This window comes from Paenibacillus sp. FSL P4-0113, from assembly GCF_038009305.1.
In the GTDB taxonomy this organism is placed as follows: Bacteria; Bacillota; Bacilli; order Paenibacillales; family Paenibacillaceae; genus Paenibacillus; species Paenibacillus polymyxa_D.
In genome coordinates, this window is sequence record NZ_JBBPAZ010000001.1 from 4,209,209 (window position 1) to 4,232,425 (window position 23,217).

Sequence of the window (23,217 nt, forward strand, 5' to 3'; positions counted from 1 at the left end):
CTATATAAGCTGTATTTCCTCAAATTCAACTTATATAGAAGTAAGGAGATAAGTTGAATGAATAGATTGGAGAAAGTAGGGAAATTTGTAGGAGGGACCTTTTCCATCTGGGTACTTTTATTTGCATGCTTGGGATTTTTCTTTCCTGCGGCGTTTACAGGGTTGAAAGGATACATACAGTTATTTCTGGGCATTGTCATGTTCGGGATGGGGCTAACTTTATCTGCGGCTGACTTTCGCGAAGTATTCCGGCGTCCAGTGGATGTGGCTATTGGTGTGGTCGGGCATTATCTGATTATGCCGTTTCTGGCCTTTGGATTGGCATTAGTATTGCAGCTGCCACCGGATATTGCGGTAGGTGTCATTTTGGTAGGCTGTTGCCCGAGTGGAACTGCGTCCAACGTAATGACGCTTTTATCCAAAGGCGACGTGGCGTTGGGGGTATCGATTGCTTCGGTGTCGACGCTGATTGCTCCACTGGCTACCCCAGCCATGATTAACCTGCTTGCGGGACGTTGGATGAATATTGATGCGAAGTCGCTGATCATGGATATTCTGATCGTGGTTATTGTCCCGATTGTGCTGGGTGTTATCGTCAAATCGCTATTTCGCAAGCAGGCAGAAGCCAGTGTCCAGGCGCTGCCGCTCATATCAACACTGGTGATTATGCTCATCGTGGCTATTGTGATTGCAGGCAGTAAAGGCAAGATTTTGGAGACAGGCCCGATTATTTTTGGTGTGGTTATTTTGCATAACGGAATCGGGTTCCTGCTTGGATATTGGTTTGCCAAGCTGTTCGGCATGGATCTTTCCAAGCGTAAAGCTGTTACGCTGGAAACGGGAATGCAGAATTCCGGACTGGGTGCTGCGCTGGCAGCAGCTCATTTTAACCCGATTGCTGCTGTACCGAGTGCGATTTTTAGCGTGTGGCATAATATTTCCGGCTCGTTGCTCGCGACTTGGTTTTCCCGCCGGGAGGAGAAGAAAAGCACAACCGGGAAGCATTAAGCTTTGTTAGTGGCTTGTGCCAAGTGGCTACGGTTCAGCTTTTTCGAACAGTTTAGGGATGGTCAGAAAGGATAGATTTGACTTTATAGTTGCGGATCATTATACTGTGGTTATTATAACCACTGTATTTAAGTAAGCAACAGTAGTTTGAGTCGTTATGGAGGAAAACTACATCGAATTCGTATTTGGCTTCATGCTCAACAGCCTTATATTATCTGATCTGATTTAACTGAAGGAGAGAGAAAGAATGAACCCAAAATATAATTCTCTATTTGAAGCTTTTACCCTGCCATCCGGTGTTACGTTGAAGAACCGTATTACCATGGCACCTATGACTAACTTTGCTTCCCACGAAAATGGTGAAGTGAGTGACGAGGAACTGGCATACTACCGTGAACGCTCAGGGGGTGTGGGCGCAGTTATTACCGCTTGTGTGTATGTAACTCCAGATGGTAAAGGATTTGTTAATGAGTTTGGTGCGGACAAGGATGAAATGATTCCTAGCCTGCGCCGTCTGGCGGATACGATTCATCAGGAGGGCGCGAAAGCGATCCTGCAAATTTATCATGGTGGCCGCCTGTGTCCACCGGATCAGATTCCAGACGGACAACCGATTAGTGCAAGCGCAGTAGCTGAGGAAAAAGAAGGCGCACCTGTGCCGCGTGAAATGACATCCGACGATATCCATCGCGTCATTCGCGCCTATGGCGAAGCAACTCGCCGCGCGATTGAAGCAGGCTATGATGGTGTGGAGCTGCACGGAGCGAATGGTTACCTGGTGCAGCAGTTCTTCTCCCCGCACTCCAACCTTCGTACCGATGAATGGGGAGGAAGTGTTGAAAAACGAATGACCTTCCCGCTGGCGATTGTTCACGAAGTGAAGAAAGTGATCGCAGAACATGCAAAGGGGCCATTCATTTTCGGATACCGCTTGTCTCCTGAGGAAGGACACACGCCAGGCATCACGCTGGATGATACGATGGTGCTTGTAGACCGTCTGGCGGATCAAGGGCTGGATTACCTGCACATTTCCGTAAATCATTTCTTCGGTGGTTCGTTCCGTGACCGTAGTGACGAACGGTCACGTACCGTTCTCATCCATGAGAAGGTAGGTAACCGTGTGCCGATTATGGGAGTCGGATCGCTGAATACACCGGACGAGGCGCTTGCAGCACTGGAGACAGGTGTACCGCTTGTATCGCTGGGACGTCCACTTTTGATGGAGCCGCAATGGGTTCAGAAGGTGCAAAACGGCACAGAAGATACCATTCGCACGACCTTATCCAAGCAAGCCCAGCAGGAGCTAGTCATTCCTGACTACCTGTGGGGTGCGTTGACGACCCTTCCAGGCTGGATGCCTGTTACGGACTAAATTTTGAATGACGGAGATACCCTAGGCTGCTCTCATGCACCTGGGGTATTTTCCTGTCTTGTGACCGTGAACACAATAATATAGGAATAACTGAGAAAGAAGGAAACTGACAATGTTACATGGAGCTAATGGCGCGATTTTGATGGAGTCAACCCATCCGGGGCTACAGATTCGACTGTTGCAAGTAAATGATGCAGAACGTTTATTAGAGATCAGACGTGAAAATTTTGATTTTTTCAAACCGTTCGAGCCAGAACGGCCTGAAGTTTACTTTACCCTGGAAGAACAGGCGCGTCTGATTTCCAACGGTTTGGAAGCGGCACAAGCCGGACAGGGATATACGTTTGGACTTTTTTTGCCGGAAAATAATAAGCTGATTGGCAGAATAGAGCTGTCGGGTGTCGCTAGAGGCCCCTTTCAAAACGCCAATCTGGGCTACTTTGTAGATCCTGCTTACCACGGACAAGGCTATGCTACTTCCGCAGTGAAGGATATTGTACGCTACGCCCTGAATGAGTTGGAATTACACCGTATTCAAGCTGGAGTGATGCCAAGAAATACGCCTTCCAATCGAGTGATGGAAAAGGCAGGATTTCGCCGCGAAGGGCTAGCTCTCAACTACTTGAAGATTAATGGTGTGTGGGAAGATCACGTGCTGTATGCGATAACGGCTGAGGATTTGCAGAATGGCGTCTTCTGAACTCGCCAGGCGTGACACCCTCCAGTTTTTTGAACACCTTGCCAAAATATTTTTCATCCTGATAACCGACCATACCGGCAATATGATGAAGGCGCAGCTTGTCATTCAGCAGTAATAGCTTTGCCTTGCCCATCCTGATCTGGCACAAATAGTCCGACAGATTAACCCCGTACTCCTGCTTGAATTTACGAGAAATATATTCCCGACTGAGGTAAAAGCGGCTCGCCATATCCTGTAGAGAAATGTCTTCATCGTAGTGTGCATCCAGATAGCGGGCAATATCACGGATGGTCGGGTTGTTTGGACTATGGCTTGGTGTAAGTGCCTGACCGGCTGCCAGCAGTCGGTTTTCGACCTGTCTTTGCCATAAGGGCAACGAAAGCATGCCGCGGTTGTCGACCGGCAAGGCATGAATGGAGCCGGACTCATCTGCCATCTCCTCGCCATCGGTATCTCCAGGTCTGTCATTCAACCAGCGGGCCAGCATCCAGTCCAGCTCTTGATTCCAACTGGCTAGCTGCTCTGCTGTAACCGAAGGCAACTCGGCTACGGCTGCTATCCAGCGGCCTACCGCTATAGACACACGACTGGCATTACAGCTGAGCGCACTAAGCCGTAGTTCCTCTTCCATGTCAGGTAACTGGGGAAGACGAATGCTCTGCCGTGTCTGGGTACTCTGGTGCATCCAGTCGGCTTGCAACACATCCCGTTTCCACAACGCTTGCCTTGCCTCTTGGTAGGCAGTGGCTGCCGCTATGGGAAAGGCACCAAAAGAGCCAACCCCGATGTGCATGTAGCACCGCAAAGCGGTTTTGATTCCTGTATGAATATCCTGCAAGAGCTTTGACCAACGAGATGGATCGCCCCAATATAGCAGAATAATTTCGTCCATACGCTCCAGATGACGGAATGCAACTCCGGTTTGAGAAGATCCGAGAAATTCGTTGCAGATGTTAGTGAGGGAAAAGCTCAAAAGCGCACGCCGCGTTTTATATTTGTCCAGTATATCGGCATCCAGCTGAGTAGTACTCATCACAGCTGCATTACATATCTGAATAGCTGCGGGAAGACGTAGCTCCTCGCGTAAGGGCGTAATGGAAAGAGGGGTATTCGCTATCCCGGAAACGATTTCAGTCAGGAGCTTATCAGTATAGTGTGGCCTCATCCGATTGACTTCCATGGCCTGCATCGTCTGCCTGTTCCGGTCTTGCTCTGCTGTCCGCCAGGCTTGAGTGGCTTTTTTTACAGCCTCGTTAATCTCCACTGGATCCACGGGCTTAAGAATATAGTCCATGCCTCCCCGGCGGATGACCTGTCGAACCAAGTCAAAATCATCATAGCCACTGACCACCACGACTCTGGTTGCTGGGGAATTGACTTGAATCCACTCCATCAGTGCTATCCCATCCTTGCCGGGCATCCGCATATCCGTGAGTACAACGGGTGGGGAAAGGGCGGTAATGACCTCAATCGCCTGATCGCCCGACTCGGCTTCAATCACCTCGCTCACACCGCAAGCTTCCCAATGTACGAGCATCCGTATGGCATGGCGCACATGCTTCTCATCATCCACAATCAGGACTTTCATTGACAGATCACTCTCCCTTAATATGAATCTCCGTATGGGCTTCAGTGCGAATTTCGAGTGTGTACCGGACACCATGAGGCAGAATGTTGTCTACGCACAGGGTGTTAGAACCATCCTCCGAGTGAAGCTGAATACGCAATAGAACATTACGAAGGCCAATGGAGTCCTGCTCGCTAGTGTCTGGCTCCTCGTAGGCTTTTAGCGGACGTTTTAACATATGCTGGAGTTGCTCCAACTCGGCTTGTGGAATGTTAGTTCCGTTATTTTCCACTGTTATTTTCACAATGCCTTCCCGGATTCGGCTGCCTGTAATGCGAATTTCACCGGGCCCCAGCCGGGGATCGGCACCGTGCTTAAAGTAGTTTTCCACCAACGGTTGGAGAATCATTTTAGGCACCCGATCATTCAGGACCTCATCCTCCCACTGGTAAGTGACTTCTAATTGCTCACCGAAGCGTTCCTTTTGCAAATCAAGATATTGTTTTACATGTTCGGCTTCTTCCTTAAGTGTAACGACCGTATGGTCCCTCATATTATAGCGCAGCATTTTGGCAAGGGAAGAGAGCAGCGAATAAATTCGCGGCACCTCATGCTGTAGAGCCAGGGTTCCAATAGACTGTAGCGTATTATATAAAAAGTGAGGATTAATCTGTGCCTGAAGCGCTTTCAATTGATGTGTCTTGTTAGCCAGCTCCAGCTTGTATTCCCGCAAAATGAGGTTATTGATGGTATCCATCATCTGTCTGAAACGGCGCGACAGTACTCCGATTTCATCGTTACTCATGGCCCGAATGTCTACATCCAGTTGACCGGACTGAATCTGGTTTATGTAACGAGTCAGTCGCTTAATAGGTGCCGTGATTTTTATCGAAATCCATAACGTGGCAACAATGGCAAGTAGCAATGCTGCGCCTGTAATGACCGCATTGATCTGAGTCAGGCGGGTAGCCCGTAAATACAGCGTACGATGTGGAATTTTCTTGACGAGTGTCCAGCCTGACAAGTTGGCATCCAGCTTGCCGTACACGTGCAGTGCTGTATCATCCTCAATCACTCCGTGCTCGCCTTCTTTAGAAATTCGATTGAGCAGGTCAGATTCCTTCCAGTGTGTTCCAATTGATGCTTCTTTTCCGCTATATATGATCGTTCCGTTTCGATCGATCAAAAACAGCTCCTCTGTATCCGCATCATACAATTGACGGCAAATACTGCGCAGCGGCTCCAGATCAACATCTATAGCCAGTACCCCAAGCGTCTCTGAGGCAGGAATGTTCCGAATCGCCCGATGAAGTGTAAATACTTGCTGCTCTGTGCTGTGCTCCGCATAGGAAACCGCCGAAAAGCCGTACAAATGCTTCATATGCGTGGGCTGTATGAACAGTCCGGAAGGCCCATAATGAATAAAACCGGTAAAGGGCTCCAGCCGGAATTCCCGTAGAGGAACCGTGCTGGTAATCAGCGTAGATTGCCCGGCCTCAAAAGAATGCAAATACACCTGGTCAATGCCTGACGTAGCATTCATCATCGTTTGCAGAGTGGTGTATATTTCAGCGACGGCCCGGTAATCATCCGGAATTTTGGCCAGATTACGCAGAAAATGAGGGTCATTATAGACTCCGATGGACGCGCGATTCAAACCCTGTAAATAGTTATCCAAATTCGTAATTCCCTGAAAAATAAGCCGCTCATTTTCTTGTGTGGCCTGCTCCCGCAAGGAGTGCTTGGTGAGAACGAAGGTCATGGTCATCGACAGCAGTAGCGGCAGGGTGACCGCAATGAGCAAAAACCAGATTAGGCGAGAACGAATACTGTAAAATTTCATGCAGTGAGCTCCTTTCACAATTCAAGGCGAGCCAGAGGTCAATATTTTCCCCCTTAATGGTTCACGATCCTACGTGTTCTCGAGAGCGCTTATTCGACATAATGAACATGTGAATCGCATATCCTTACGGCCCAAACATCATACTGCTGAAAGAAAGCCGTAAAGGAGCGTTCCAGACACCAATAGACAACATAAGGGGGGATCGGTTTGAATCGCGCCAAGTCGTCGCAATGGCTACAGCAATGGATTTTTGTAGGGCCGTCGACGTTATTTTTCGTTATCATTATTGTAATCCCTTTCATGCTCGGAATGTACTATTCTTTTACAGAGTGGAATGGAGTAGCCAATCAGGCAAAGTGGGTCGGGCTGGATAATTTCAGTCACATTTTATGGAATGATGACAAATTTGGGACAGCGTTCTGGTTTACGGTCCGTTTTACGGTGGTAGGAGTGGTGGCTGCGAATATTTTTGGCTTTCTGCTGGCGTATTTTCTAACCAAACCGTTGAAAACAAAAAATGTACTAAGGACCATCTTTTTTATGCCCAATGTGATCGGAGGTCTGTTGCTGGGCTTTATCTGGCAGTTTATTTTCGTCAAGGGATTTGCAGCAATCGGAGAGAGCACGAACTTGTCCTTCTTCAATCTGTCCTGGTTGGGAGATGAGATCACGGCCTTCTGGGGCATTGTAATCGTGTTTATCTGGCAAACTGCCGGGTATTTGATGGTGATTTATATCTCTTCCCTAACCAATGTGCCCCGCGATATGCTAGAAGCAGCCGAAATTGACGGAGCTAGTCGGATGCAAATTTTGCGGTCGATTATACTTCCTTTAATCATGCCTGCCGTTACGGTTTGTCTTTTCCTGGCGATATCATGGTCATTCAAAATGTTCGATCTTAATTTGTCACTGACCAAAGGCGGTCCCTTCGGGTCCACAGAGTCGGTTGCACTCAATATTTACAATGAAGCGTTTGTGAATAATCGTTATGGGCTGGGAACAGCCAAAGCACTCATTTTCTTTATCATTGTTGCTCTGGTTACGAGCCTTCAGGTACGACTGACGAAAAGTCGGGAGGTGGAAGCGTAAATGGAAACAAGCAAGCGCTACCGCTTTGGAACATGGGCGACCGAGATAGTGATGATCCTCGTCGCATTGTTATTCCTCGTCCCGTTTTACTTTTTATTCGTGAATTCGGTCAAAAGCTTTGGTGACCTGCTCACCGATTCTGCGGCCTGGCCACAAACCTTTGTATGGAGCAACTACGCTAGAGCGTGGAGCATCACACGTTTTCCCGAAGCTTTATGGAATTCATTCGTGGTTACGGTAGTTAGTAATCTGCTGCTCGTACTGATCAGCTCAATGGCAGCTTACCGAATGGTCCGGCGTCCGACGCGTTATAATCGAGTGTTGTTCAGCCTGTTCGTAGCTGCTATGGTTATTCCTTTTCAATCGGTGATGATTCCTTTGGTCAAGGTTGTAAGTACACTGGATTTAATGAACAGTATAAGTGGTCTGGTCATCTGTTATCTGGGATTCGGAGCTCCAATGTCGATCTTTCTCTTTCATGGATTCGTCAAAGGTGTGCCAGTCGAGGTGGAAGAAGCAGCTACGGTGGACGGCTGTACGCCTTACGGAGTGTTTTTCCGAATTGTGTATCCGTTGATGCTGCCGATGATGGTAACTGTTATTATTTTAAATACGCTCTGGATTTGGAATGATTATCTCCTGCCTTCTCTGGTACTGCAAAAGGCTGAGCTGCGCACGATTCCGATTGCGACCTATGCCTTTTTCGGACAATACACAAAGCAGTGGGATTTGGCTTTGCCTGCTCTGGTGCTGGGCATCTTGCCAGTCATCGCATTCTTTCTGGCTATGCAAAAATATATTATACAAGGTATTATGGCGGGTTCGGTCAAGGGTTGAGTGTGGGATGAGCTGAAAATGTACACGGTGTGCCACTCCCCAAACGAGGGTGCTTACCATCGCTGTTAGCCTCCAGATTTCCCTGAATAAACGAATAAAGGTGGGAATCTAGAGACAAAGGCGAGCGCTATCGCTTGTTCAGCACCATTCCGTTAGCTCCGTTTCCACATGAATTTTTCGAGTTCATCTGGTATGAATTTAGAATAGAAAGGAACATCAAAATGAAAACGCATACTTTTAAAAAGAAAGCTCAAGCATTAATCTTGCTTCTCGCGGCCTTTGCCCTGGTTTTGGCAGGTTGTAACAGCAGTGGCGGACAAAACGCAGGCAAAGAGGAAGTGAAGGAAAAAACCATTCACATTTTTCAATTCAAGGTAGAGATTGCAGAAGCGCTGAACCGCATGAAGGCGGAATACGAAGCGTCTCATCCAGGGATCAAGCTCGATATTCAGACCGTGGGCGGGGGCAGTGATTACGGAGCGGCTTTAAAGGCGAAGTTTGCTTCCGGGGAGCAGCCGGATATTTTTAACGTCGGCGGTTACCGCGAGCTGGATACGTGGCTGGAATATTTGGAGGACCTGTCTGACCAGCCTTGGGTTGGGGATGTGGTCGATGTCGCCAAAGAGCCGATGACCAAAGACGGCAAGCTGTATGGTCAGCCGATGAATCTGGAAGGATACGGCTTTATTTATAACAAGGATTTGTTCAAGAAGGCGGGGATTACGGAGACCCCTAAAACATTGTCCGAACTGGAGGGAGCTGCACAAAAGCTCCAAGCCGCTGGGATTACTCCATTTTCTAATGGATATCAGGAGTTTTGGGTGCTGGGCAATCATTTGCTGAACGTGGCATTTGCCAATCAGCCAGACCCTTCGGCCTTCGTTAAGGGACTGAATGATGGAACTGCAAAGATTCCGGGCAACGCTGTATTTGCCGAGTGGGTTAAGTTGTTCGATCTGACACTGAAGTATGGGAATACGAAGCCGCTCACGACTGATTACAACACGCAGGTAACGAACTTCGCCACTGGAAAGGCTGCCATGATGCAGCAGGGGAACTGGACTCAAGTCCAAATTGATGGAATTAATCCGAAGCTGAATCTGGGTATTTTGCCTATGCCGATTGGTGAAGACGCAACAGCCGGAGATAAGCTGTTTGTAGGTGTCGCCAACAACTGGGTGGTTAATAAAAATTCGTCTGTCAAACCCGAGGCGAAAGAGTTCTTAAACTGGATGGTAACATCCGAGCAGGGTAAAAAGTATATCACCAAGGAATTCAAGTTTATTCCAGCGTTCAAGAGCATCGAAGGGGCAGAGGCTGATATGGGCCAATTGGGTGCTGAAGTGGTGAAGTACAGTAAGGAAAACAAACTGCTGGGCTGGTTCTTTAGCCGCTATCCTGAAGGAGCACAGCAAGAATTCGGAAGTCAGATGCAAGCCTATGTGGCAGGTAAATCGGATGCTGGGAAGCTATTCGATGATTTCCAGAAAACATGGGAAAATTTGAAGACTAAATAAGAACAAAAGCACGCGATAAAGCCTTCGTATGTCAGGGAAATTGCATGATCCTGAACATACGAAGGCTTTTTTGCAAAATTAATTATATATGGTAATGGAGAAGAACAATATCCCCGCGGCGTTCTATTTCTTGGAGTTCAAACGTACTTGGTAGTGTTCCCTCTGGAAATAACGGTATTCCTTGTCCAAGCACTTTGGGAATGATCGCAATGATAGCTTTCTCCAGCAGTCCAGCTTGTAAGAAGGCCTGGACTAACTGGCCTCCACCGACTAGCCATACCGCACCTTCCGATTGTCCTTGTAGACGTGGAACCAGTTCAGTCAGAGCTTCGTCCGTAAATGTAATATGTGGCGCCTGCTGTTGCTCCGTTAATGCTCGTGTGAGCACATAGCATGGCTTTCCAGCATAAGGGAAATCATCTGAGAGCTTCAATACTTCCTCATACGTCAGTCTGCCCATCAGCACCGTACCAACGGTATCGTAAAAGTCGGCATATCCATTGTCCCCACCATCCCCTTTAACATCATACAGCCAGTCCACCGAACCGTCCGGCAAAGCGATATACCCGTCGAGACTCATGGCAATATACAGCACAACTGCGTTTGATTTCAAATCCTTCATAGTGTTCATTCACTCCTTTCTATATCCTAATGTTACAATGTATTTATGACATCGTATGTCGTAGTTAAACGGTCATTTTAAATTAATTTTTTGATTAGAGGGGTACCTTATGAACGAACGCAGAATTGCTCTTATGAGGATACTGGATTCCCAAAAAAAATATACGGCGCGTGAGCTGGCTGAACGTTTTGGTGTCTCCGTCAGGACGATACAGAGAGATCTCGACTATTTGCAGCAGACCGGATTACCCCTTTATACCGAAATGGGTCCTCATGGCGGGTATCGGGCACTTCCCAATCGGCTTCTTCCTCCCCTTCATCTTGCTCGTGACGAGGCCTTGGGTCTTTTTCTCATGCTGCAACTGTTGGAGAACATTCCAGATATCCCTTTTGGCTCAGTTCGTGAGCATTTATCCGAGCACTATTATGCCGAACTTCCACAGGATGTGCAGGACAGCATCGATCAATTAAAGGAGTACATTTCTTTTCGTATGCTACCTACTCACGCAGAGTCACCCTACACCTCAATCATTTTGGAGGCTGCGCTGAATAAGCGCCGGGTGAACATGCATTACCGCTCCGCTTCCGGGGCAAAGTGGACTCAGGTATATCCGATTGGACTGTATTTTGATCACGGATATTGGTACATGCCAGCGTATAGCAGAGACCGCATCATTTTGTATCGTTCAGATCGGGTGATCACAATAACGATGCTGGACGACACCTTGGACACCCTTCCTACACTTCAAGAATGGTTGGCTTCGGAGGATTCCCGTATAGGAATTCCGTCCAAAATAAAATTTACCGCATTGGGTGTCAGGCTGGCCGGATCAGATGCCCTCTTCCAAAATGTTTCCCATCAGGAAGGGCAGGCTCAGGAATGGCAGGGATATATTCCGGTCGAAGAGTTTAGATATGTATCCCGACTTTTGCTAAAATACGGGCCAGAGGCCGAGGTCGTATTTCCCAAAGAACTGCGTGTACAGGTCAAGCAACTGTTGCAAGACAGCCTGAACCCTTATCTGAAGGATGCAAAAGCGGATGATGAAGAAAAAGACAATTAATCCTGTAAATTGATTCTCTTATTTATAGTTAACCACATGAATATTTAAGGTTATTGACTTATGACTTTCCATTTATTTTTGTGATAAAGTTTTGAAAAGAGCCCGTTTTCGTATATGATGAAGAGTAATAATTCAAAAGGCTGGACGGGAGACAGATATGAATCAACCGCTTTATGGGATATGGCTCGGAGATGTGTTTTTTTGCTTTTCTGGTGAGACGTCGGAACCACGTATCGATGCGTGGAGCAGTGTAATTCGCAGGCTGACGCTAAAGGGAGACCTTCGGCCGTTTCGGCAGGCTGCGTTGCGCCTTGCCGAGGTACGAATACCGAACACTGCTCGTGTGGAAACCGCGGGCAGAGGTGGCAAAAGACGTTCCATGCTGGGGCGTACATTGGAGGGCTTGGCGCTGGAACCGCGCGAGACGATGGCACTGCTGACCCGCATGGACGAGAAGGGCTGTGCGGCATCGGGCATTACGCTGGGCGAGGAAATGCAATATTGGCAAAAAGCCGCTTATTTTGCGCTAGAGCTGATGCAGCGGGGCGAAATTACGCCATCGCTTACAGAGGCGCGTCCATCGGGACCGCGTCGTCGCGGTCCGGAAGCGGCTGTCGGGGTGTGGATTCCTCGTCTGTATCAAGAGGAGGACATACGCCGCTTTCATGAGCTGGCTGCTGCAATGCCGGCTGTTTGTATGGCGGCTCCTGCCGTTTTCGCGGGTAAGGAGCCTGAAACACGCGAGGATGCAGCCGGAATCGTGCTGTACTCCTTCTTGTGTGCGGTCATCCATGCGGAAACGACCGCGGTGTTGGCAGCATCAGACCGTGAGCTGGGACGATATCGTGCAGAGTATCGGCGCGGAGGATCGCCGCTGACAGAGCTATGGTGGAACAGTCTGCTGACAGGTTCCCGCCCGGTGGCGATTCAGGGAACGCCCGCGGAGATGGAGGAGCTGGTTCTCCAAGCGTCCTCTCTTAAGGGAAGCGCAATGCCTGTCACGGAGCGGGAAGACAAGGAGCCGATAGAAGGGCAACTGCGGTTGTGCCTTCGTTTGGAGCCTTCGCTGGAAGAGAGTGTGAAGGAATGGCGCATTACCTTTTGGGCAGAAAGCGATGCTGAGCCGGGGTTGCGACTGCCTGCTCTGGCACTGTGGGCGCATCCTGAACGCGATCTGGTTCGCGGCGGAATTGTATATCGTCAAGTGCAGGCGCAACTGCTAATGAGGCTCGGACAGGCTGCTGAAGCGGCACCTATATTGCAAGAAGCGTTGAACCGCCCTTATCCCGAAGGGCTGACACTGGAGCCGGAGATGTTCTTCCGCTTCCTGACGGAAGCCGTTCCCGCATTACAAAAGAACGGTATTACCGTGCAAATGCCTTCACGCTGGAGCCGGGAGGGCCGAAGACGTGCAGGCTTGCGGCTCAAAATGCGTTCGACAGAGCAGGGTGCCAAGCCGGATGGTGTGATTGCCGATACATCGACTGTCGGCATTAACCGCATGATTTCGTTTGATGCCGAGGCTGTGCTGGGTGATACAACTTTGACGATGGAGGAACTGGAAAGCATTGTCGCCGCTAATTTGCCGTATGTACGTCTCGGAGGGGAATGGATCGAGGTCGATCCTAAGGAAATTCGTCAGGTGCTGCGCTTTATCAAGCGCGGTGAGAACGGTGAGATGAGCTTGTCCGAATGGATGCATCTGGCCGCAGAAAATGAAAGTGCAGGCGAGGCCTCATGGAAAGGCTTGTCCATCTTTGGCGCGGAATCCGCCGGATTGCTTGCGTCTTTGGCTGAGGGCGGCGTACTTCGTTCGGTAGAGCCGCGACCTGTGCCAGAGACGCTGCACGGCGCATTACGGCCCTATCAAGAGCGCGGCTTTCAATGGCTGGCCGCGATGCGTGGATTAGGTTTTGGCGTCTGCCTTGCGGACGATATGGGGCTTGGTAAAACGATTCAGGTCATCACCTGCCTACTCGACGGTGGCATCGGCGCAGATGATCAACGTCCGGCGTTGATCATCTGTCCAACGTCCTTGCTCGGCAACTGGCAGCGCGAGTTGAAACGCTTTTCACCGGATTTGTCACTGTATATTCACCATGGAAACCAGCGACTCCACGGCGAGCTGTTTCAGGAAAGTGTACGTGAGTATGATATCGTCCTCACTACCTATCATTTGGCGGGACGGGACGGTAGCGATTTATCTGCGGTATACTGGTCCTCCATCGTGTTGGATGAAGCGCAATATATAAAAAATGCACGAACAAAGCAAGCACAAAGCGTCATGAAGCTGTCTGCTCCACATCGGATTGCCATGACGGGTACCCCGGTAGAGAATCGGCTGAGCGAGCTGTGGTCTATTTTTCAATTCCTGAACCCAGGTTACCTCGGTACGGCGTCTTCATTCCGCCAACGGTACAGTCTGGCGGGAGAGGAGCGGGGGTCTGCGTTGCGTGAGCTTCATCGCCTCGTCTCCCCGTTCATGCTGCGTCGACTCAAAAGCGACCCAGATATACGCAAGGATTTGCCGGAGAAGCTGGAGTTGAAATCCTACTGTGTACTGACACCAGAGCAGGCCGGATTGTATCGGGGCGTAGTGGATCAATTATTGGGAACACTGGATGGGCAGATCGGTATAGCTCGCAAAGGGCTTGTTCTGTCTTCACTGACCAAGTTGAAGCAGATTTGTGACCATCCGGGTCTGATCATTCCGGGTCGGGCTGATAGTGGTAAAACGCAAAACTCGGGCAAAATGGAGCGACTGCTGGAATTGGTAGAGACGATTCGCGAGAACGGAGAATCGGCGCTGATATTCACCCAATATGTGTCGATGGGAGAATTGCTGGTCTCCCGTTTGGCCAAAATCTTCGGGGAAGAGCCGTATTTTCTACATGGAGGACTGGCGAAAACCAGACGGGATGAAATGGTTCACAACTTCCAGCAGGGAGAAGGGCCGAATATATTCGTACTTTCCCTGCGTGCAGGTGGTGTGGGCCTGAACCTGACACGTGCCAGCCATGTCATTCACTATGACCGCTGGTGGAATCCTGCAGTGGAAAATCAGGCGACAGACCGCGTATTCCGTATTGGTCAAAGCCGCAATGTACAAGTGCACAAGCTGATTTGTCAAGGTACACTGGAGGAGCGAATCGACGAGCTGATCGAGAGCAAAAAGGCACTTTCCGAGCAGGTTGTCGGCTCCGGTGAACATTGGCTCACCGAAATGTCTGATGATGAATTGCGCGGTCTGATAGCGTTGCAAAATGATGTATGGATTGAGTGAGCAGAGAAAGGATGAAGGCGATGACGAGGCCGCGAGTGAAGCTGAAAGTAACTGACGGTCAATGGATAGCGGAATTAGACAGAAATGGCTTGGAAGGCGAATCAACGGGTGTACCTTCCGCACATGCTGTCCAATGGATGGGTCCAGCGCCTGTACTAAACCCCGAACAGCGAAAGGCATGGCTGGAGCAGCTAAAAGCAGATCCTTTGGACATCTACCGCTTTTTGCAAGGGAAAACCTGTCTATCGCTGGATGAGATCGTTCAGCTAGCAGCTGAGACAGCCACTTCCAGCATGGAGGATGGCGTGGGTGTAGTCGACGATGTGAAGAAGGCTCTTCAGACCGGGATGGAAAGCGAGCCGCAGACCTGTCTGGAATTGATCGGAATGACGCGGGAAGAGCTGCTGGAGTACGTATTCAGTGCTTGGGCCGGAGAGTTATCTCATGTGCAGGGGACATCCCCCGCGCTTGAGTCTACCTCGCGGCCGGAAGGCGGACGCAGTGGATCGGCTGCGATTAGCGAATGGATTGCCGAGTCAGCGGCAGAAGGAGCATTACATCGTCCCGGTGCAGGTTTTCATGCGATTGAGATTCATCTGCCGCAGAAGCTTGTTCCTAAGAAGGAAGCGGATATTACGGCTTTGCTGCCGGGTTTACCCCGTGCGGAAGAGGCATTGAAACTCATACGTGAACGGGTAGCCGAGCGGGCCCGAGCTGCAATTCCGCAAAAACGTCATACTCCGTAACAATTCGGGTATATACTTTCTTTTTCGAGTCTATTCGCCTTCATCGAACGGGATAACGGCTTCGAAGAGTGTCCAAAGTTCAGTTACAATGGGGGAACGGAAAAGTCACTGCAAGTCATGTATCAATTGCAATATTGGAGGAGATACCAGCATGAAACGACATATACAACAGACGCGCACATCTCAGCGATGGACCAAAGCGCTCATTCCAGGGCTGATCCTGCCAGGGCTATTACTGGCAGCCTGCCAGCAGGGAGGATCAGGTGGACAGGAAAGCGAGCCGTTAAAGTCATCTACAGCGGTACAGGAGAATGTGCAGCCTTCCACCCAGCCGGATGCGGGCAATGGTAGCACTAGTGCTGGACAAGCCTCTGCGGGTACAGAAAGTGGGCAAGCCGACCCTGTGATGGCGTTGCGGAGCCAGAGTGCGCTGCAAGCCACGGTTAAGGAAGAGGATGGAACCGCGATTGTCACCAATGCGACTTCGGATACAGTCGTTGTGAACAAAAAGCGCAGCTTGCCTGTGGGCTATGTCCCAGACGACCTGGTGGAGCCGCAGGTGCAATTTTCCTTCGAGGGACCGCACGAAAAGCGGCATTTGCGTAAGGAAGCGGCAGAGGCACTGGAGAAGCTGTTCGACGGTGCGAAAAAGGACGGCATCGAGCTGCGTGCGGTATCGGGATACCGTTCCTATAAGCGTCAGGTGTCTATTTTCGACAACAATGTAAAGACAAAGGGACAGGAATATGCCTCTAAAGTCAGCGCTGTACCGGGTACGAGTGAGCATCAGACGGGATTGTCCATTGATGTATCCAGCCCAAGCGTAGGTAATGCGCTGGAGCAATCCTTCGGAGCTTCCAAGGAAGGCGAATGGTTGGAACAACATGCACCGGAATACGGATTTATTATTCGTTATATGAAGGGTAAGGAAGATGTGACCGGCTACGTGTACGAGCCTTGGCATATCCGTTATGTGGGAATAGACATTGCGGAGGATGTAGCCAAGCAGGGGATGACGCTGGAGGAATATTTCGACGAGAACAATATCAAGCTGTAGCAGCTAAAATCAAGCCGTAATCCTAGGGATTGCGGCTTTTTGTCGTGTTTTTCTTCCAAATTGAACCTTTTCAAGGTAGAATCTCGTATAGTGATCAACGACAGAAGCGCTTTGATTTGTTGCAAACCTCATGACAGAAGCGTACAGGAAGGGAAGGGAATCATCATTTATTATTCATTAACGTATCGCGAATGGTCGGAAGACACTCAAAAGGAACTGCGCAGCCTGACACGGGAATCCGTATCGGGAGATGAGCTGTTTCTACGCAAGCTTGTAGACGCTACGCGTCTCCATGACAAACTATGGTCGCATATCTCGAATGAAAGTGAGGAACATACGGATCATTCCGTCTATGTGACTGAATTTACAGGGGAACGTGCAAAGCCTTACGGTGCGTCTATCACAGACCTCGTGCTTGCCAGTGAGGGAGGTTACACTTCCACATACAGTGCAATGTACTGGATATGGCATGAACCTGCATTCCGTAGCATGGATCAGCGGGAAGGTTCGGTATTTACTTTGGAGTTGGCCCAACGGCTATTAGATCACTATACAGTACTGGGTGGCAAAACATATGAATTTATATATTCGGTACTGGACCCTCAGCTGAAAAAGGTACATCTGTTTGTGAAGGAGGTCGATCTGTGATGGAGCATTCTTGGGAAAAAATGAAATCCAAGCCCGGCTCTCGTACACGGATGGCGGCCTTTGCCCTGATGTTGGCTGTCCCGGCCGCTCTGACGGGTTGCGGTGACGACGAGTATTATGACTGCGATGAGCTTCCTATATCGGAACAAACGGCGTGTCGGGATTCAGGCAGCAGTGGGTATTACTATGGCGGATCGACTTATTATAGTGGAGGCTCCTCATACCATAGCAGTCGTTCTTCTTCCAGCTCATACCGCAAAAGCTCATCCTCATCTTCCAGCTCACACAGCGGTTTTGGCAGCAGCGGCTCACGCAGCGGCTTTTTCTCTGGGGGTTAAGATGAGCATGCGCACGATTCGGCAATTGCCTTATGAACATGATGAGCTTTTTAAGGGTGAAATCAGCCGTATCATCCCGTATCACCGCATGTATGGCAAGTCCTATTGCGTGCCGGCCTTAACGGTATATCGGGAAAGCGAGCTGGCAGAGCTTCAGGTTGCTTCTGAGGCGGTACATCGTATTTATCGCAAGGTTCAGCAATTCGTTCAGCGCTATATGCCGGATGAATACCTGGTGGAACGGTTGGGGATTCATCCGGGCTTGCTGCGTGCTGCACGTATGGAGGCCGAGCCGGATGGGATAACCCGCCAGGACTGGATTGTGGGGGAAGCGGGTATCAAGTGCATTGAGAATAACACCGATACCCCAACCGGAATTCCCGAGGTGGCTTATCTCGAAGGAAAGCTGCTAGAGGTGCTGAGTAAGGGAGGAATGTCGGAGGATGACAATGCACTACATGGACCCTCAACTGGAATGGACGAGGCGATTCAGTCTGCCTTGACGGAGCTCATCCATTTTTATAGCCGCAAGGGATTAGGGACAAAGGTGTATTTCACTTGCTATGACTGGCACATCGAGGATCAGACGAACACCAAATATATTATGCGTTTATGTGAACAAGCCGGATTCGAAGTCGTTTATGCTCCTTTGGAAGAACTGGAGATTATCCCGAATGAAGGATTGTATCACCGGGGAGAGCAGATCCGTATTCTCTATCGCCTGTATCCGCTGGAGTATCTAATTGATGACCGGGAGGAGAATACGGGGCTTGAGGTGGGGCAGGCGCTAATGGATATGGTGGCAGACGGGAAAATAGGATTAATCAACCCACCGCAGCATATCATTACCCAGAGCAAAGGGTTCACCGCAACCGTTTGGTCACTGTATGAGCGCAATGAGCAGACACCAGAGTTCTGTGGTTTTCGTTTGTTTGACGATCGCGAGCTGGAGGTGATACGAACCTACCTGCTGCCTACGTATTTTGAACCCTCGGTGTTTATGCAAAATAAAGAGCCCTATGTGGCCAAAGGTATATGGGGTCGGGAGGGTAAAGGGACGCACTTGATTGAACATACCGAAGACGAGGAGAGACTAGAAGGCGTCTTGGGAAAGGTTCAAAATGCGAAGACCGACCATCCTGATCTGCTTCACCAAGCTGATGCCCCACGAACGCCTGAGCAGGAGGAAGCCGCACATGTTGCCGCTTATTATGAAGGACAGCCTAAGATTTATCAGCGGCTGTGGCCGATGCAGACCGCAGAGGTACAGACCGAGGAAGGGCTATTTCACGGCTATGTGTTAACAGGCATATTTGTAATTGGGGGGCGTTTTGCGGGTGTCCTGCCGCGAATCGGTGAAAAGGTAACAGGTGATATGGCCTACTATTGCGCCGCCGCCGTTGCCACCGTACATCCTAATCCGCCGGTTGTATAAGCTAAATTGAAAAATATACAATATTCGAACATATCTGTTTCATTTTCACAAGTGAGGATTTTGCAAAATCCTGAAGTATCATAAGGAGGAAAAAAATTGGACTCTCATATCAGTTTGGGCAACGCACTGGGCAATGTAGGTATCGGCCTGCTTATCCTGTTTGCCATCTTAATCGTAGGTTATTTTGTGTTCAGCTTACTGACACGTTATAACGATAATCAAGAAATCGCACACGGCAATGAGGCGGCAGGCATCTATATGGGGGCAAAGCTGCTAGGTCTGTGTATCATCGTGGGGATGGTGTCGTACAGCAGTCATTCATGGCTCGATATGCTGGCCTGGTCGGCTGTGGGCATTGTAGTGCTGTGTCTCGTCTATGTGATTTTTGATCTGGTGACGCCGCGTACCAAGGTGTGCGAGGAAATTGCCAAGGGCAATGTGGCTCTGGCACAGCTGCTGCGTTCAATCATCGTCGGGGTTTCTTTTGTGGTAGGTACATTTTTGATGTAGTCGATATAGAGAAGGAATACCAAGGATCTGCAACACCGGACAACGGAGCTGCAGATCCTTTTTTTATGAGACATTGTATTCACTACCGGCATCAGACTGTTGAATTAAGGGTTGCAACGATCACTTCCTGTGGGGACTATTCTACAAAGCAACGGGTGATACTGCATAGCAAAAGGAATTTGCTACAGAGTTCAAACCAAATTGAAGAGAAGGGAGTTCTGAACATATGAGTACCACCACCTTCCCAACCAAACAAATTCGGATGGGTATCATTGGCCTGGGTCTTATCGCTGAATATCACATGAGATCACTGCACACCATCTCGGGGGTATCTATTGTGGCCGTTAGTGATGTGAATCCCCATCGCCTTCAAGCCATCGGAGAACAATTGCAACTGCCTACTTCCAAGCGGTACGCCCATTATGAAGCATTAATCCGTGACCCAGAGGTAGATGCGATTCTGTCGCTGACACCCAATGATGTGCATTTTGACATTATTCGTATTGCGCTGGAAAAACACAAAGCTGTACTGGCAGAAAAACCATTGACTCTCACATGGGAGGAAGCGGATCGGTTGAAAAAGCTATATACAGCGAATCCGGTGCCTTTGCTGGTTCACTATAAGCATCGCTACGGCGCGGCCTTCCAATATACCAAGCAACTGCTGGATGAGCAAAAGCTGGGTAAAATCTATAACATTCAATTCCGTTATCTAATGGATGCATTTGCGCCGTATCGTCAGCATCCGTATACATGGCGTCACAATTTGGCCAAGGCTGGTTCTGGAGTAGTGGGGGATACAGCCTCACATATCATTGATCTGGCCCGTTTTCTGGTGGGTGAATTTAAAAGTGTCGCAGCGCTGCTACATACCATTACACCCGAGCGGCTCGATCCGATCACGGGCCTGCCTGTAAAAGTGGATGTGGAAGATCTCGCTGCCTTTCATGGCATCGTAGGCGACAATACCGTGGGAACCTTTATCACACATAAAAATGCCATCGGCATACGGCACGATATCGAAGTCGATATCTATGGAGAACTGGGTACGCTGCACGCCAGCCTCAGTAATCCGGAAAGTATCCGCATTGTGCTGCGTGACCTAGAACACCCGGATGCCGAATACGAGACTTGGACTGTCCCTGCAATCTATAATCATACGGCCTATGAAGATTTTGTTGAGCTGGCAAGGGGAGAGTCTGTGGATCGTACCCCCTTATTCGAGGACGGCTACAAAAACCAGTGGGTACTTGAGAAAATACTGCAATCATGGAAAGAGAATGGACGTTTAGTAGAAGTGTAGGGACCCGCAAGAGGGTTCCTTGGAAAGAGCAGCCATCTTGCGGTTTAGCAATTCAATTATCTGTAAAGACATCTTTTTCATCATTTTCGCATCGCAACGCTTATAGGGCCTTCGCCTTCACACTCCTTTACCATCAATTTTGTTCCGCATGCATAGTAATGTTTCATGTGAGCTCCACCCTTGTATCCCATTTTTAAAATTGTAAATGTTACTTTTTATCCCTTTTCTTGCTGCGTTCTTACCCGTCTAGCCCCAATCAGCCGCCAGCCTGTTAACAATGCCGCCACAAGACAGATGGACGCAGACGTCATAAAGACTACATGCATGCCTGCCAGAAAAATTTCTGGATGACCCGGGACCAAGCCGGTGACCCGATAACCAGCCTCTTTACTCATAATATAAAAGAGGATTGATGTGGCCAAGGTGATCCCCACAACCATACCGACGTTGCGAACCAGCGAATTGACGCTACCGGCTGAGCCGAGCTGTGTGCGGGGTACCGTGGACATAATCAGCGAGTTGTTCGGCGATTGGAATAAACCACTGCCAATGCCCAGCATGGCAATCCACAGACCCACGAGCGGGATGGAGCTGCCTGCATGCAGTTGGGCCAATCCAATCTGGGCAATGACCATAACGACCAGCCCGGCGAATGTGAGCAGTTCAGATCCGATTTTATCGGAAAGCGCACCGCTGAGTGGGGCCACAATAACCATAGAGATGGGGAACAACATCAGCAGGAACCCGGCATGAAAAGGCGACAAGTTCAGCATATTCTGCGCATAAAAAGGTGAAATGATGTTAAAGCAAAAGTTAGCGACGAACACCAGAAAAGCACACAAAATACTGAGCGAAAATAACGGATTTTTGAATAGCGCGAGCTGTAGCAGTGGCTGTGGACGACGAAGTTCCAATCGAATAAACATGGCAAAAGCAACTACAGCCATCACCAGCGAAGCAACGATACGTTTGTCGCCATACCCGACCTGTTGTCCCAGCAACAATCCGACGAACAAAGTGAGAATAAAAATAGCAAATACCAAGCTACCGGGAACGTCAATTTTATCTTTCACCTTGATCAAATCCTTCGGCAGAAGCTTCCAGCCAAGAAAGACAGCAACCAACCCTATCGGTACATTGACCCAGAAAATGTACTGCCAGCCGAGCGAGGAGACAATAATACCGCCCAAGCTTGGCCCGGCGATACTACCTAGAGAAACGAAGGTTCCAATGAGGCCAAGTGCTTTGCCCCGTTCATTGGAGGGGAAGACATCTGTCACAATCCCCTGGCTGTTTGCCATGGTCATGGACGCCCCAATCGCCTGAATAATGCGGGAAATCAGCAGCATAGAGAGCGAAGAGCTAAGACCGCACAATAGGGAGCCAAGAATGAATACGATTGTGCCGATTTTAAATATTTTGATTTTACCGACAATATCTCCAAGCTTGCCAAAAAATAAAATAGCGGTACATATCGCCATTAAATAGGCGGTTGTCACCCATTCAATCTGTGCTACGGGTAAATGTAATGTGCGAGACAACACAGGAAGAGCGATATTGACGATGCTTCCATCCAATGTGGACATAAATGTAAACAGATTCAAAACAATTAAAATCAGCCAACGTTTCTTCTGGACTTCGATATTCTCTTGATAGGTTGTAGCCGTTGTAGCAGTTGAACTCATCATTACACCTCGTTATCGTTGACAATTTTCATTTAGTTGCACGCGCAACTAAATGAACGGTTCTAGTGTACAGCAAATTAGTTGCGTGTGCAACAATATTATTGTAAACTTTGCTTTGGTCCCAACTGGGGATGTGTCATTTTTAAGCCAATGAGGTGTATTTGATGAGAAAAAAACAACCGATTGGAAAGCTAATTTCCCACCTGTACCGTCGTAATCAAAAAATATTGTCCAAAAAACTGACTCCTTACGGAATCGGCAGTGGAGGACAACACAGCTTTTTAAAGCTCATTTTGCAGCGGCCGGGCATTACACAAGAGCAGTTGACGAATGAACTTAAATTTGACAAGGCAACCACGGCGCGCTCTGTGAAACAATTGGAGGAATCAGGCTATATTGAACGGAAAACAGACCCAAATGACCGCCGTTCCCATCTTTTGTCTCCTACAGCCAAGGCGCTAGAATTTTCCCCTGTCCTACAAGGAATATTGGACGAGTCCAATGTCAGCCTTGTCCACAATCTATCCGAAGAGGAAGAGGACCTTCTGATCGACCTGCTGCAAAAAATTAGTATAGACCCTGACGAATAAACAA

Annotated in this window: 20 protein-coding genes; 16 read left to right on the forward strand and 4 right to left on the reverse strand. The window is 49.1% G+C overall.

What is annotated here, in order from left to right:
- Positions 1 to 57 precede the first annotated feature (57 nt).
- The 3 genes from MKX46_RS18255 to MKX46_RS18265 all read left to right on the forward strand — a co-directional run bounded on the left by MKX46_RS18255 (position 58) and on the right by MKX46_RS18265 (position 3,080).
- The gene (locus MKX46_RS18255) at positions 58 to 1,008 is read left to right on the forward strand and encodes a bile acid:sodium symporter family protein (protein WP_029515995.1); all 951 of its coding nucleotides are present in this window, start codon (positions 58 to 60) and stop codon (positions 1,006 to 1,008) included.
- 247 nt (positions 1,009 to 1,255) lie between these two features.
- Positions 1,256 to 2,380: an NADH-dependent flavin oxidoreductase gene (locus tag MKX46_RS18260; protein WP_029515994.1), complete on the forward strand. Its 1,125-nt coding sequence runs from the start codon at positions 1,256 to 1,258 to the stop codon at positions 2,378 to 2,380.
- A 112-nt stretch (positions 2,381 to 2,492) separates the two neighbouring features.
- A complete protein-coding gene (locus tag MKX46_RS18265; RefSeq protein WP_029515993.1) occupies positions 2,493 to 3,080 on the forward strand; it encodes a GNAT family N-acetyltransferase in 588 nt (195 codons plus the stop codon).
- On the opposite strand, the gene MKX46_RS18270 is transcribed toward MKX46_RS18265, so the two are convergent.
- Positions 3,010 to 4,668 carry a response regulator gene (locus MKX46_RS18270; protein ID WP_029515992.1) on the reverse strand — a complete coding sequence of 553 codons (1,659 nt, stop codon included), beginning with the start codon at positions 4,666 to 4,668 and terminating at the stop codon, positions 3,010 to 3,012. The genes MKX46_RS18265 and MKX46_RS18270 overlap by 71 nt on opposite strands.
- Before the next feature lie 7 nt (positions 4,669 to 4,675).
- Positions 4,676 to 6,490, reverse strand: a complete 1,815-nt coding sequence (locus tag MKX46_RS18275; protein WP_165148068.1) for a sensor histidine kinase — start codon at positions 6,488 to 6,490, stop codon at positions 4,676 to 4,678.
- Between the two features lie 207 nt (positions 6,491 to 6,697).
- Between MKX46_RS18275 and MKX46_RS18280 the strand changes: the two genes are divergently transcribed.
- The 3 genes from MKX46_RS18280 to MKX46_RS18290 all read left to right on the forward strand — a co-directional run bounded on the left by MKX46_RS18280 (position 6,698) and on the right by MKX46_RS18290 (position 9,933).
- Complete coding sequence (locus MKX46_RS18280) at positions 6,698 to 7,579, forward strand: carbohydrate ABC transporter permease (RefSeq protein WP_029515990.1); 882 nt, start codon at positions 6,698 to 6,700, stop codon at positions 7,577 to 7,579.
- Complete coding sequence (locus MKX46_RS18285; protein ID WP_029515989.1) at positions 7,580 to 8,416, forward strand: carbohydrate ABC transporter permease; 837 nt, start codon at positions 7,580 to 7,582, stop codon at positions 8,414 to 8,416. It abuts the gene before it with no gap.
- Positions 8,417 to 8,637: 221 nt separating this feature from the next.
- Entirely contained in the window at positions 8,638 to 9,933 is a 1,296-nt protein-coding gene (locus MKX46_RS18290; RefSeq protein WP_165148071.1) for an ABC transporter substrate-binding protein, read from the forward strand.
- 82 nt (positions 9,934 to 10,015) lie between these two features.
- On the opposite strand, the gene MKX46_RS18295 is transcribed toward MKX46_RS18290, so the two are convergent.
- A complete protein-coding gene (locus tag MKX46_RS18295) occupies positions 10,016 to 10,555 on the reverse strand; it encodes a dihydrofolate reductase family protein (RefSeq protein ID WP_029515987.1) in 540 nt (179 codons plus the stop codon).
- Between the two features lie 109 nt (positions 10,556 to 10,664).
- Between MKX46_RS18295 and MKX46_RS18300 the strand changes: the two genes are divergently transcribed.
- The 9 genes from MKX46_RS18300 to MKX46_RS18340 all read left to right on the forward strand — a co-directional run bounded on the left by MKX46_RS18300 (position 10,665) and on the right by MKX46_RS18340 (position 20,938).
- On the forward strand, positions 10,665 to 11,618 hold the full coding sequence (locus tag MKX46_RS18300) for a helix-turn-helix transcriptional regulator (RefSeq protein ID WP_341071593.1): 954 nt from the start codon (positions 10,665 to 10,667) through the stop codon (positions 11,616 to 11,618).
- Between the two features lie 157 nt (positions 11,619 to 11,775).
- The gene (locus MKX46_RS18305; protein ID WP_069010809.1) at positions 11,776 to 14,901 is read left to right on the forward strand and encodes a DEAD/DEAH box helicase; all 3,126 of its coding nucleotides are present in this window, start codon (positions 11,776 to 11,778) and stop codon (positions 14,899 to 14,901) included.
- A gap of 20 nt (positions 14,902 to 14,921) precedes the next feature.
- Positions 14,922 to 15,647, forward strand: a complete 726-nt coding sequence (locus tag MKX46_RS18310) for a hypothetical protein (protein ID WP_029515984.1) — start codon at positions 14,922 to 14,924, stop codon at positions 15,645 to 15,647.
- Between the two features lie 151 nt (positions 15,648 to 15,798).
- Positions 15,799 to 16,704, forward strand: coding sequence for a M15 family metallopeptidase (locus MKX46_RS18315; protein ID WP_029515983.1), 906 nt, complete (start codon positions 15,799 to 15,801; stop codon positions 16,702 to 16,704).
- A gap of 90 nt (positions 16,705 to 16,794) precedes the next feature.
- Entirely contained in the window at positions 16,795 to 17,352 is a 558-nt protein-coding gene (locus tag MKX46_RS18320) for a hypothetical protein (protein WP_238794842.1), read from the forward strand.
- Positions 17,352 to 17,690 carry a hypothetical protein gene (locus MKX46_RS18325; protein WP_069010810.1) on the forward strand — a complete coding sequence of 113 codons (339 nt, stop codon included), beginning with the start codon at positions 17,352 to 17,354 and terminating at the stop codon, positions 17,688 to 17,690. Before MKX46_RS18320 ends, MKX46_RS18325 begins: the two co-directional genes overlap by 1 nt.
- Position 17,691: 1 nt before the next feature.
- Positions 17,692 to 19,125, forward strand: a complete 1,434-nt coding sequence (locus MKX46_RS18330) for a glutathionylspermidine synthase family protein (protein ID WP_049816912.1) — start codon at positions 17,692 to 17,694, stop codon at positions 19,123 to 19,125.
- A gap of 96 nt (positions 19,126 to 19,221) precedes the next feature.
- On the forward strand, positions 19,222 to 19,635 hold the full coding sequence (locus MKX46_RS18335; protein ID WP_029515979.1) for a DUF350 domain-containing protein: 414 nt from the start codon (positions 19,222 to 19,224) through the stop codon (positions 19,633 to 19,635).
- Between the two features lie 226 nt (positions 19,636 to 19,861).
- Positions 19,862 to 20,938, forward strand: coding sequence for a Gfo/Idh/MocA family protein (locus tag MKX46_RS18340; protein ID WP_341071594.1), 1,077 nt, complete (start codon positions 19,862 to 19,864; stop codon positions 20,936 to 20,938).
- A gap of 215 nt (positions 20,939 to 21,153) precedes the next feature.
- On the opposite strand, the gene MKX46_RS18345 is transcribed toward MKX46_RS18340, so the two are convergent.
- Positions 21,154 to 22,623: an MFS transporter gene (locus tag MKX46_RS18345; protein ID WP_029515976.1), complete on the reverse strand. Its 1,470-nt coding sequence runs from the start codon at positions 22,621 to 22,623 to the stop codon at positions 21,154 to 21,156.
- A 164-nt stretch (positions 22,624 to 22,787) separates the two neighbouring features.
- Here MKX46_RS18345 and MKX46_RS18350 point away from each other — a divergent pair, with 164 nt between their 5' ends.
- On the forward strand, positions 22,788 to 23,213 hold the full coding sequence (locus MKX46_RS18350; protein WP_029515975.1) for a MarR family winged helix-turn-helix transcriptional regulator: 426 nt from the start codon (positions 22,788 to 22,790) through the stop codon (positions 23,211 to 23,213).
- The last annotated feature ends 4 nt before the right edge of the window (positions 23,214 to 23,217 follow it).